Source organism: Pedobacter sp. UC225_61 (genome assembly GCF_044452285.1).
GTDB lineage: Bacteria > Bacteroidota > Bacteroidia > Sphingobacteriales > Sphingobacteriaceae > Pedobacter.
Genome location: NZ_JBIOAL010000001.1, coordinates 3235113 through 3247164, shown reverse-complemented (window position 1 = coordinate 3247164; position 12052 = coordinate 3235113). Strand labels below are relative to the sequence as shown.

Annotated in this window: 10 protein-coding genes; 9 read left to right on the top strand and 1 reads right to left on the bottom strand. The window is 38.0% G+C overall.

Annotated features, from left to right (window positions below; genetic code table 11):
• Positions 1-608 precede the first annotated feature (608 nt).
• Complete coding sequence (locus tag ACHMWN_RS14720) at positions 609-833, top strand: hypothetical protein (protein ID WP_397302571.1); 225 nt, start codon at positions 609-611, stop codon at positions 831-833.
• On the opposite strand, the gene ACHMWN_RS14715 is transcribed toward ACHMWN_RS14720, so the two are convergent.
• Complete coding sequence (locus tag ACHMWN_RS14715; protein WP_397302568.1) at positions 823-1053, bottom strand: hypothetical protein; 231 nt, start codon at positions 1051-1053, stop codon at positions 823-825. The genes ACHMWN_RS14720 and ACHMWN_RS14715 overlap by 11 nt on opposite strands.
• Positions 1054-1875: 822 nt before the next feature.
• Here ACHMWN_RS14715 and ACHMWN_RS14710 point away from each other — a divergent pair.
• The 8 genes from ACHMWN_RS14710 to ACHMWN_RS14675 all read left to right on the top strand — a co-directional run bounded on the left by ACHMWN_RS14710 (position 1876) and on the right by ACHMWN_RS14675 (position 12045).
• Entirely contained in the window at positions 1876-2406 is a 531-nt protein-coding gene (locus tag ACHMWN_RS14710) for a carboxypeptidase-like regulatory domain-containing protein (protein WP_397302567.1), read from the top strand.
• Positions 2369-4312, top strand: a complete 1944-nt coding sequence (locus ACHMWN_RS14705) for a SusC/RagA family TonB-linked outer membrane protein (protein ID WP_397302565.1) — start codon at positions 2369-2371, stop codon at positions 4310-4312. Before ACHMWN_RS14710 ends, ACHMWN_RS14705 begins: the two co-directional genes overlap by 38 nt.
• A 108-nt stretch (positions 4313-4420) precedes the next feature.
• Complete coding sequence (locus ACHMWN_RS14700) at positions 4421-5119, top strand: hypothetical protein (RefSeq protein WP_397302562.1); 699 nt, start codon at positions 4421-4423, stop codon at positions 5117-5119.
• Positions 5120-5147: 28 nt separating this feature from the next.
• Entirely contained in the window at positions 5148-7073 is a 1926-nt protein-coding gene (locus tag ACHMWN_RS14695) for a RagB/SusD family nutrient uptake outer membrane protein (protein ID WP_397302560.1), read from the top strand.
• Positions 7074-7221: 148 nt separating this feature from the next.
• On the top strand, positions 7222-8421 hold the full coding sequence (locus ACHMWN_RS14690) for a DUF5000 domain-containing lipoprotein (protein ID WP_397302557.1): 1200 nt from the start codon (positions 7222-7224) through the stop codon (positions 8419-8421).
• A gap of 31 nt (positions 8422-8452) precedes the next feature.
• On the top strand, positions 8453-9814 hold the full coding sequence (locus ACHMWN_RS14685) for a DUF4998 domain-containing protein (RefSeq protein ID WP_397302554.1): 1362 nt from the start codon (positions 8453-8455) through the stop codon (positions 9812-9814).
• 85 nt (positions 9815-9899) lie between these two features.
• A complete protein-coding gene (locus ACHMWN_RS14680; RefSeq protein ID WP_397302552.1) occupies positions 9900-10979 on the top strand; it encodes a family 20 glycosylhydrolase in 1080 nt (359 codons plus the stop codon).
• Positions 10980-10989: 10 nt separating this feature from the next.
• On the top strand, positions 10990-12045 hold the full coding sequence (locus tag ACHMWN_RS14675) for a glycoside hydrolase family 18 protein (RefSeq protein ID WP_397302550.1): 1056 nt from the start codon (positions 10990-10992) through the stop codon (positions 12043-12045).
• Positions 12046-12052 lie beyond the last annotated feature (7 nt).

Here is a 12052-nt window from a genome sequence, read left to right as displayed (position 1 = left end):
CCTTAGCGGCGGCGAGCTAAAAGAAAGATCCTTCGGCTACGCTCAGGATGACGAGCATGGATGAAGCAGGATGAATAAAGAACTAGATAACCACACTACAACCTTTCCTAAATCACAAGTCAAACCTACACTTACTGAGAGCGTAGGGCAGACAGGAACGGCGGGCAATGCGTAAGCCTTGTGGGTGGAAGCATCGTTCCTGACTTGATTTTTGTTAAACTTTTTATCAAGAAAAAGTTTAGAGCCCTCGGTGGCGGCGAACCAAGGCAAGCCAGTGCATTAATCGTTGGGAATAATAAAACGATGAAAACCTTCCAATGTATTATGATGCCCAGTCAAGCTGAGCATGACGATCAATATAATTATCAACCATCTTCGAAGCCATTCACCTAGCGGCGGCGAGCTAAAAGAAAGATCCTTCGGCTACGCTCAGGATGACGAGCATGGAGGGGAACAGGAAGAATAAAGAACAAGCCTAATGGAGGTAAGCTAAAAGAAAAATCCTTCGGCTACGCTCAGGATGACGAGCACGAAGGAAGCAGTAAGCAAGAAATTTAGAATATTAGAAAAACAAAATCAACCCAATACTGTTGATGAAATAAACAAACATGGAAGATTTTGACATACAAGTATTGGATATTACATACACCATCCACCCTCAGCAAGATGGATCTTTTCAGGTAATGGAGGGAGAAGATCAGCTCGGAACAGTATATCCAGAGCCAGGCACCTTAGGCATGGAATGGAAGTCGACGAATGACATGGGTGATGATTTTGCAACGCAAATCGGAGAGTTGATTTCCGAACACGAACTAGGAAAATCTATTCTTTAACCTCATCTGTCGCTTGGGTTTGGTCGTGCTGCGAATCCATCTCTTCGTTTAACTGCGTCCCCTTTCCATCTGCAAACTGATTTTCTTGTTCAGTATACCCAGCATCATCTGAACGATGTTTTAACTTATCTTTTGCATGAGCAGTATGCTCGGTTTGTAAATGTACATTTCTACCGCTTTCTGCTTTGCGTTCATTAGGTTGCTCTTTTTGGTTTTCCATGACGAATTAGTTTTGGTTACATCGGACTGTATATTTTACGTTCCTTTTCTAAGGAAACACTTCAAGGAGGATATGGTTTTCTGGACTGGTAATTAACAGCATTAGAAGATGAAGAAGTATGGGTTATTTTACCTAATAAACGAATAAAAACCTGAAAGATCGCTTTCTAAATCTCAGATCAAGTGACCTTTACAGGCGCTCACTACCAAAATAGAAATTAAAAGTCAGCCCCTCATTGCCTCTACAAACTTCAGTTTTTAGTGTTTTCATAGCGTATCAAGGTAAAAATTAGAATGTACCCTCAACGTAGTAAAAACAAATAAAATGGAGAAGAACTGTTGCGATTAAAGCGTATCAGTGTTTTTTGTAACTTATTGTTTACCAATCCCTTGAAACCCACAACCCTTGCTATTATCATTTCATTCGAATAGTTTTATCGTATTAAATCAAACGCTAACCAAATACATAACGATGAAGAACACGCTTATATGGGTAGCACCGCTCGGTGTTTAAAAACTTCCCACCAGTCTCCCTACTAAAAATTAGATGACGATAGAACAATCATCTTATAGATAACAAACTAATTAACCAATCAAACCAACTTAAACCAAACGTAAATGAAAAAACTTAGACCAATTCTCTTCTAATCCACAAGTTCGTATGTGTAGTCCATTTAAGGTGAATGAATGAATTCGCCAATGGAGAACTATGACCTAAAATTTAATCAATAATAACTCTTAAAAGCATTTTCTAAATTATTATGAAGTTTAAATTATACTATAATTTACAATCAGAGGCGCTCACTAAATTAACGATAAAACCATGGTAAAGGCGCCCAAAAAACGACTGTTAAGCACAGTACGCATTTCCTTTGTACTTCTATTATTGCTATTTGCAACACAACGTGGCATGGCACAAGATGTAATCAAAGTACGAGGTATAGTAAAAGATACCGTAGGCGGTTTACCAGGTGTAAACATTGCTGTTGAAGGCACAAAACTAGGAACATCAACAGATGGCGATGGAAATTTTAAAATCGATGTGCCTAAGAAAGGAACACTTACCATTTCATTTGTAGGATTTATCGCACAAAAATTCGATATCCAAAACTTTAAACCAACAGCCACGGGAGAGTACTTCTTAAATGTGACGTTAAAATCAGATGAGAATACACTGAATGAGGTGGCTATTGTTGGTTTTGGTACGCAAAAGAAAATAAGTATGGTGAGTGCAGTAACCACCATTAACCCGAAAGACCTGAAAGGACCTACCAGTAACTTGACACAAATGTTGGCAGGACGACTTGCAGGGGTAATTGGATACCAAAGCGGGGGGAGAACCTGGTGCGGATAATGCCTCTTTCTTTATTAGGGGACTTGGATCATTTGGAGCGGGAAAAGTTGATCCTTTAATTTTGATAGATGGGATCGAATCAACTCAAAATGATCTTGCTCGCTTACAGCCAGATGATATCGCAAGTTTCTCGGTATTAAAAGATGCCACAGCAGCTGCGGTATATGGCGCACGTGGTGCAAATGGTGTAATCCTCATTAAAACAAAAGAAGGTGAGCCTGGAAAAACAAAATTTGCTTTCCGTACAGACAATACCATATCTGGTAATACCGAAAACCTGAACTACGCAGATAACATTACCTATATGTTAATGGCTAATGAGGCGGCTTTAACAAGAAATCCGTTAAATCCATTGCCTTATTCACAAACAAAAATAGACCGTACTGCATCGGGCACAGCAAATCCTTATTTATACCCAGATAACGACTGGATTAAACAAGTGATAAAAGATTATACCTATAATCAACGATTTAACATGAGTGTAACAGGTGGTGCAGATAAAGCCAATTATTATGTTGCAGGAACATTCAACATAGATAATGGGATTTATAATGTAGATAAATTGAACAACTTCAATAGTAATGTGAAGCTCATTAATTATTCCATCCGATCTAACGTTACCTTAAATCTAACCCCAACTACTAGAGCAGATATTAGAGTATACGGACAGTTTGATGATTACAATGGGCCCCTTGGATCTGGTAAAGATGTTTTTCAACGAGCCATGTTTGCCAATCCAGTAAACTTCCCAATGAAGTATCCTTCAGACTATGCGCCTAAAATAAAACACGTTTTATTTGGTAATGCTGTGGTACAATCTGTACCAGGATCTATTACTGGCGGAGGGCTTTACGTAAACCCTTATGCAGATTTGGTACGAGGCTATCGTCAGTCTAATACCTCAAACTTGCAACCACAAATAGAAGTGAACCAAGATTTAAAGGTGCTCATTCCAGGATTAAGAGCACGGTTTATGGGGTATGTGCAACGTAACAGTAGTTATGCAGTTTCAAGAGCGTATAATCCATTTTACTACAGCGCCAACTCTATCGATGGAAAGGATATTACCTTAACAGAAATTAATAATGGTGGACCTTTAAATGTGGGTACTGTAGGTAGCGACTATTTAAGTTATGCTGAAGGTAGTAAAGATATCAAAGCAACACTCTATACAGAAACAGCCATAAATTATGCCCAAACCTTTAAAAAGAATTCGGTTAGTGGTATGTTGGTTGGAATTCTACGTAATTCTCTTTCTGGTAATGCAGGTAGCTTACAAAATTCACTTCCAAAACGTAATGTTGGTGTATCGGGAAGGTTTACCTATGGATATGACGATAGATACTTAGCTGAATTTAACTTCGGTTACAACGGAACGGAAAGATTTGCTGAGAAAAATCGTTTCGGATTTTTCCCTTCAGCAGGTATTGGTTATGTGTTGTCGAATGAGAAGTTTTTCCAACCTTTAAGTAAGGTATTAAGTTTACTGAAATTCAGAGCATCGTATGGATTAAATGGAAATGACCAGATAGGTGCAGATGCAGATCGATTCTTTTACCTCTCAAACGTAAATTTGACGAGTGGCCCAGGAGCTACTTTTGGTGAAGACCCAGCAACGGCTTATTCTAGGAATGGAATTACCATATCTAGATATGCTAACCCTGCAATTACATGGGAAGAATCGAAACAACTCAATCTAGGAATGGATCTTTCGCTATTCCATTCGGTTAACATAACTATCGATGCGTACAAAAAACGCACGTCAAACATTTTACAGCAAAGAAGTGGTATTCCTACCACAATGGGATTACTTGCTGATGCGAGTGCCAATGTGGGGATTTCAGACAGTAAAGGGGTAGATTTTCAGACCGATTACAGCAAATCATTTAAAAATGGATGGATTTAGATTAGAGGTACATTTACGTACGCCACTAATAAAATCGTAAAATACGATGAACCTACTTATCCAGGAAGTTTAAAGAACCTATACCGTGTAGGACATTCTTCGGGCGAGATGATGGGCTATATTGCCGAGCGTTTATTTACCGATGATATTGAAGTAGCCAATTCACCAAGTCAAGTTGCATTAGCAGGAAATACACCAGTAAGAGGTGGAGACATCAAATACCGAGATGTTAACCGCGATGGAATTATCAATGCAGATGACAGAGTGTTTATGGGATTACCGAGTACACCAGAAATTACTTATGGTTTTGGTTTCTCTGGTTCGTATAAAAATTTCGACATCAGTGCCCAAATGCAAGGGAATGCTCGTGTTGCATTTTTTGTGAATAGTGGTGGGTTTAACCTGGATGACTTGAGTAAAAGCGGTATTGCACCATTCCAGCAAATTGCCGGCTATCAAACTGGCCTTTTACAAGCGGTTGCAGACAATCACTGGTCTGAAGATAGTCGTAACTCGTATGCCTTTTTCCCACGTTTAAGTAGCACACCAACACCAAACAATTATGTGAATTCTAGCTGGTGGTTACGCAATGGCGCATTTTTACGCTTGCAACAGGTAGAAATTGGCTATACACCAACTGCAAAGTTTAGACAAAAATTAGGCTTAGCTAACTTCCGTATTTACGCAAGTGCGAGAAATCTTTTTGTAATGAGCAAGTTCGATTTGTGGGATCCAGAAGTACGTGGAAATGGGTTAGACTACCCACTTCAACGTGTATATAACCTGGGAGTTAATTTAGGATTTTAATCTAGTTCATCATTTAATAAAGAAATAAATGAAAAATATAATGCAATTAAGAAAGATATGGCCAGTATTAGTTTTACTACTATTTACCGTTTCTTCCTGCAAAAAATTTCTGGATGTAGTTCCAGATAACGTACCAACTATAGATAATGCATTTACAAGTAAAAATGAAGCTGAAAAGTTTTTATTTACCTGTTACTCGTATTTACCAAGAAATGGTGATCCGATGGGGAACCCTGCATTTCTTGCAGGTGATGAGATGTGGATCCCGAATAGTAGAAGGGGCACATTTGATACCGGAGGTGGATTGATGAACTGGGATATCGCATTGGGACGTCAAAACTCAGCCAACCCAATTTCTGGGGTATGGGTAAGTAGATACCAAGCGATAAGACAGTGTAATATATTCCTTGAAAATGTGAGCGATGAAAATAAAGTATTTGATTTAACCACAGATTTAAGAGCTCGCTGGCTTGCAGAGGTGAATATCTTAAAAGCGTATTACAACTTCGAACTACTACGAATGTATGGACCAGTACCTATTGTAGATAAGAATATTGATATCGATGCGCCAACATCAGAAATGATGGTGACGAGAGCTCCTTTTGATGATTGTGTAAATTATGTGGTTTCACTAATTGATAAATCAGTTACTGCGCTACCAGTTACCATTAGCGATAGAACCAATGAACTGGGTAGAATGACTCAGCCTATTGCATTGGCAATTAAAGCTAAACTATTGCTCCTTGCTGCAAGTCCATTGTTTAATGGAAATTCAGATTATGGCCGTTTAGTCAATAAAGATGGAACACCATTAGTAAAAACCACTTTTGATAAAGCAAAATGGGATAGAGCTGCTCAAGCTGCAAAGGCCGCTATTGATGTAAGTGAACTAGCAGGCATAAAATTATATACTGCAGTTCCAAATGGCGTTCTTTCTCCTTTTACCAACCAACAAATGACCTTAAGAAATGTCATCTCAGAACGTTGGAATAGTGAACGAGTGTGGGGATTATCAAACAGTTATGCAGGTCAATTGCAACGTGTAGCAATGGGTTGTCTTACCTCTAGTTTTACGCCTAACAATTCTAACGCTCAATTGGCGGCTCCCATGAAGATTGCAAATCTGTTTTATACGAAAAACGGAGTACCTATGGATGAAGATAAGACCTTAAATTTTACAACGAAAAACGATTTGAGAACGTCTACTCGTGATGAACGTTTTGCCATAAACGAAGGTTACCAAACTGCACGTGTAAACTTCGATCGCGAACCACGCTTTTATGCAGATCTTGGATTTGATGGCGGTACGTGGTATATGATTGCAAATAACCCAGGTGTTGGAGATGAGGGTACTTTTTACATGCAAGCTAAATATAGCCAACCAGGTAATAGCGGAGCAGAAGGATATTATAATGAAACTGGCTATTTTATCAAAAAGCTAGTGGAAGTAAACTTGGTGAATTCGGCTACTGCCAATACTGTAAAACAATACGATTGGCCTGAAATTAGACTTGCTGATTTGTATTTAATGTACGCTGAGGCTTTAAATGAAGCCACTGGTCCTACAAATGACGACATCTATAAATATTTAGATCTGATTAGAACAAGAGCTGGATTATTAGGGGTGAAAGATTCGTGGAATGCCTATGTAGATAATGGCGCAGCAAAATTAAACGATCAAGCGTATGTAAGACAATTGATCAGACGTGAAAGAGGAATTGAATTAGCATTTGAAGGAAGTCGTTTCTGGGATTTACGCAGATGGAAAACTGCTGCATCAGAATTAAATGCCCCTATTTCAGGTTGGACGATTAGTCAAGTTTCTCCAGTTGGGTATTACCAAACTAGAGTGATCTATAACCAAACATTTATTGCGCCAAGAGATTACTTATGGCCAATACAATCGGGAGCCTTTAGGGTAAATACAAATTTAGTTCAAAATCCAGGATGGTAATTATTTTAAAACTTAAGAAATGAACCGACCACAACTAAATAATCATTAAAAAACAAAAAGATACGATTATTTGGTTGTGGTAAGGAACATCTGACCCTTAAAAAAATAAACTTATAAACAGATGAAATTAATTAAATCAATTTTAGTCATGGCACTACCGCTCCTTACCGTGTTGAGTGGATGTCAGGAAGATATTATTGGCCCCTTGGGAAATAATACAAACCCACCAGGTCAAGTAACCAATGTAAACGTAACTAACCAATCCGGACAAGCTACACTGACCTATACCTTACCAACAGATGAAGATGTAGCATATGTAAAAGCAGAATATACCTTGTTGTCGGGCGCAAAAAGAGAAGTAAGAGCATCTTTTTATACCAGTCAGATGGTTGTAGATGGTTTTGGCGACACAGAAGTACATGATGTGACTTTGCGTGTAGTAAATAAAAGTGAGGTCCCTTCAGCACCAGTAACGGTAAAGGTGAAACCTTTAGAAAATGCCATTCAAATTGCATATAGAACCATGAAAGTGGTACCTGCTTTTGGTGGGATTAACATTTCCTTAAAAAACGAGGCGAGAGCTAATCTTTCTATCATTCCTATGCGGTTACAAGGGTATAAAGGTTGGGTTGCGTTTGATGGAATTTACACCTCAACAATAGACATTACCAAAAATATCCGTGGTTTAGATACCATTCCAACAAAAATAGCGGTAGTCATTCGTGATCGATTCTTAAACCAAACCGATACCTTGTTTACAACGGTTAAACCATTATTTGAATTGCCATTAGCTAAATCATTGTACAAAGAAATGCAACCTGTAATTTGGCCAGGAGATCAACGTGCAAATTTCTCTAATAACGGAACAGATCCTACTGGGGTAAAAGCAATGTGGGATGGTCAAACCGTAACCTTCCCTAGTGTTGCTTATACACCGCCAACAATCACAGACCAAGGACCACACTCTATTACGTTTGATTTAGGGCAATTGGCTCAGCTTAGTCGATTGGTAATTTGGGATTATCCTGAAACCATAAGTGGAAGAAAAACCTATTATTACCGTGGAAACATGAAAAACTTCGAAATATGGGGTTCTGCAAATCCTAATCCAGATGGTTCATACGATAGCTGGTACAAATTAGGAACGTACACTTCAGTGAAACCTTCTGGTTTACCTTATGGAGAAGTAAGTGATGAAGATCAGGCAACTGCTGCGGCTGGTTTAAGCTACGATCTTGATATTAATGTACCTAAGCTACGTTACGTGAGGATAAAATGTATCAATAACTGGCAAGGAACAAATTTCTTAATGATCTCTGAAGTTCAGGCATATGGTAACCCTAAATAAATTTCATTACCATTTAAAACATGATTATACAATGAAAAAGATGCTTAACATAAAACTAGTGCTGTTTCTCTTAACAATAGGGATAGCAGCACTTACATCCTGTACTAAAATGGATGATTTTAAACAATACAGTGAGGGTGGTGAAATATCTTATACAGGTAAGGTCGACTCTCTAAAAATACGTTCGGGCAGAAACCGTGTACTCGTTCAAGGTTTATTTATTTCGGATAGAAAGGTTACGAAATGTAAAATATATTGGAATAGCAGACAGGATTCTTTGATTGTACCTGTTACACGTAAACTAGCTGTAGATACCTTAAAAACGTATGTAAATAATCTATTTGAAGGAAGCTATAATTTCGAGATCATTACCTACGATAAAGAAGGCAATCCTTCTATCCCAGTGGTAAAAAGCGGTGTAAAAGTGTATGGCGATAATTATGCCGCATCTTTAATCAATATGCCTACGGCAGATATCTCTTTAGAAGGCACAACCACTACCATTACATGGGGTGGACTTGATAAAACAAGTGGTGCTCAATACATGGATCTTTCGTACATTAATACTGCTGGTGCAACAATTAGAACAAAAAAACCAGTTAGCGCTGCAACAGCTACACTATTGGATTATAAATACCGCAGTACATTTGATTATAGAACTGTTTACTTGCCGGATACAATGGCAATCGATACATTTTATACCGCTTATCGAACTGGTATTAATGCTAGAACAGACGTAACGGCAAGTTTTATTGCTAATCCTGGTAAAATGGCTCCTGGAAGTGCAACAGGTACCCAATTCCAACCTGTAAGTACAAGTCAAGGTGCTGTAGTTTCTGGTAACACTGCTACTTGGAGACGATTAGCCTCGTGGACCTCAAATGCGCAAGCCAATAACTGGGGGACTGGTTTTGATACGTATGGTACCTATGTACAGAGAACCGCAGAAAATGTCACCAATTTCGGATCTATGTCAATGGAAGCTGGAAAGAATGTGACTACACCTGCATTAAATACCATTACTAATGGTAAAATTTACCAAACGCAATTATTACCAGCAGGTGAATACAGCATAGAAGCAAGAGTAGGGAATGCAAGTCTTGCTTCTGCATCCTCATTGTCTTATTTTGTAGCAAGTGTGGGTTCACAAATTCCAAATGTGGAGGTATTAGGTGCTAAGACTAGTTTATCTACCTTAAGCAATACAGATGATGCATCTTTTGTGCAAATTAAACCATCTGCAACCGGGGTTGCCTATACAATTACCATTAACTTCACCATAAACCAACCCACACAAGTTTCCTTTGGTTTTGTGGCAACATTGATAGGAACAACTACGACAAATAACTACCTTAAAATTTCAGGGACAAGAATGAAGTCACTGGCATTTTAATAAAAAATAAGTTAATTGGTTCGTTAGTTCATTGTGGGTATATTCAATGACTAATGAATCAATTAATTAATCAATGAACCCAACTATGAAGAAAGTAATCATTTCATTTTTGTTTTTGTGTAGTGTACTGGTGCAATTGAAGGCACAAGACGTATTTCAAACTCGTGGATTTTGTATTGCTGCACCAAGTGCTAAGCAATTAAATACGTTTATTAAATTTATTGAAGAAGAATTAGCGCCAAGAAAAGTGAACACCTTGGTACTGCGTATTGATTTTAACTATCAGTTTAAAAGCCATCCAGAATTAATAGATGGTGGTGCTTTAACCAACCAAGATGTTAAAAAAATAGTTGCAGCATGTAAACGAAACCAAATCCGCATTATTCCTCAAATTAACCTTCTAGGGCATCAGTCATGGGCAAGTACTGTAGGGAAGCTATTAAAAGTGTATCCAGAATTTGATGAAACACCACATGTAAAAATGCCTGAAAAGTATGAATGGCCAAATGCAGATGGTTTGTATTGTAAAAGTTATTGTCCATTACACCCAGATGTACATAAAGTAGTTTTTGACTTAGTTGATGAAATTTGTGATGCTTTTGAAGCAGATGCTTTCCATGCCGGAATGGACGAAGTATTTTACATTGGAGATGACAAGTGTCCAAGATGTTCAGGGTTAAATAAAGCAGAACTTTATGCGAACGAAGTGAACAAAATCAGTAATCACTTAGCGTTAACCAAAAGACAACTTTGGATTTGGGGCGATCGCTTAATTGATGGTAAAACCACTGGTATTGGTGCTTGGGAAGCTAGTATGAACAATACACATCAAGCCATAGATTTGATTAATAAGAACGTGATGATTTGCGATTGGCATTATGAAAGACCAGATCAAACCGCTGTTTACTTTGCAATGAAAGGTTTATCTGTAATTACCTGTCCGTGGAAAAACGTAAATAATGCGGTCGCACAAACTAGAGATATGATTAATTTTAAAAAAGCGGCAACTTCCACCTTAAAACCCCGATATGAAGGTATGATGCAAACAATTTGGTCGGGAGCTGATTCCTTTCTTGCGGAATTTTATGGACAGAAAGGCACTTCTGAAAATAGCGAAGTGAATTGTTTTAAAGCGCTCTTTAACGAAATAAACCAAACTAAATAAATTGATATCAATGAAAACAAAGCACCATGACCAGCTGATGAGAACGATAAAATTTTTAGGATTTATGCTATGCATAAGTATACTTCCTTTTTTCCAAAGCTTTGTTGCCAACAACACTCAACAACCGCAATTATCAAAGAAGATTGTAGTAGCTTATGTAACCTCTTGGACCAACGTAATTCCTGATCCAACCTATATTACACACCTTAATTATGCTTTTGGCCATGTGAATGCCAGTTTTAATGGAGTTCGTGTTGATAATCCCGAAAGACTTAGAAAGTTGACTGCCTTAAAGAATGCTCATCCAAATTTGAAAGTTCTAATTTCTATAGGAGGATGGGGAAGTGGAAAATTTAGCGAAATGGCTGCATCAGATACCACCAGAAGTAAATTTGCAGAAGATTGCTTACGCATCATAAAAGAATTCAATTTAGATGGGATTGATATTGATTGGGAATATCCCACTAGCAAGGCCGCTAATATATCTGCTTCGCCAAATGATACACAAAATTATACCTTGCTAATGAAGGCCATCAGAAGCAAAATTGGAAACGATAAACTGTTAACCCTTGCCTCATGTGCCGATGCAAAATACATTGATTTCAAAGCTATTGAACCCATAGTCAACTTTGTAAACATCATGACTTACGATATGGGGAATCCGCCAACGCACCATGCTGGTCTATATCGCTCAAAATATACAGGATGGATCAGTGTAGATGAAGCAGTGACAGCACATGTAACTGCAGGTATGCCTATACAAAAATTAGTGTTAGGTATTCCATTTTATGGGCATGGCAAAAGTGGGATAGCTAATTTTATTGATTATAAAGAAGTGATTAAACTAAGCGGTTATAAAAACCAATGGGATACCGTAGCGAAAGTACCTTATTTGGAAAACGATAAAGGAGAATTTGTATGTACGTACGAAAATCCAGAATCCATACAAATTAAGTGTGCGTACTTGCTTAATCGTGGAATGCTAGGCGCTATGTATTGGGATTATTCTGGTGATACAGAGGATGGGGTATTGAGAAAAGCAGTATATGCTGGAGTTAATAAATAAGGTTTTA

Bases quoted from the DNA above. Each gene is read 5' to 3' on its own strand.
- ACHMWN_RS14695 (WP_397302560.1), top strand. From the start codon at position 5,148: ATGAAAAATATAATGCAATTAAGAAAGATATGGCCAGTATTAGTTTTA.
- ACHMWN_RS14680 (WP_397302552.1), top strand. From the start codon at position 9,900: ATGAAGAAAGTAATCATTTCATTTTTGTTTTTGTGTAGTGTACTGGTG.
- ACHMWN_RS14675 (WP_397302550.1), top strand. From the start codon at position 10,990: ATGAAAACAAAGCACCATGACCAGCTGATGAGAACGATAAAATTTTTA.
- ACHMWN_RS14715 (WP_397302568.1), bottom strand. From the start codon at position 1,053: ATGGAAAACCAAAAAGAGCAACCTAATGAACGCAAAGCAGAAAGCGGT.
- ACHMWN_RS14720 (WP_397302571.1), top strand. From the start codon at position 609: ATGGAAGATTTTGACATACAAGTATTGGATATTACATACACCATCCAC.
- ACHMWN_RS14710 (WP_397302567.1), top strand. From the start codon at position 1,876: ATGGTAAAGGCGCCCAAAAAACGACTGTTAAGCACAGTACGCATTTCC.
- ACHMWN_RS14690 (WP_397302557.1), top strand. From the start codon at position 7,222: ATGGCACTACCGCTCCTTACCGTGTTGAGTGGATGTCAGGAAGATATT.
- ACHMWN_RS14685 (WP_397302554.1), top strand. From the start codon at position 8,453: ATGAAAAAGATGCTTAACATAAAACTAGTGCTGTTTCTCTTAACAATA.
- ACHMWN_RS14700 (WP_397302562.1), top strand. From the start codon at position 4,421: ATGATGGGCTATATTGCCGAGCGTTTATTTACCGATGATATTGAAGTA.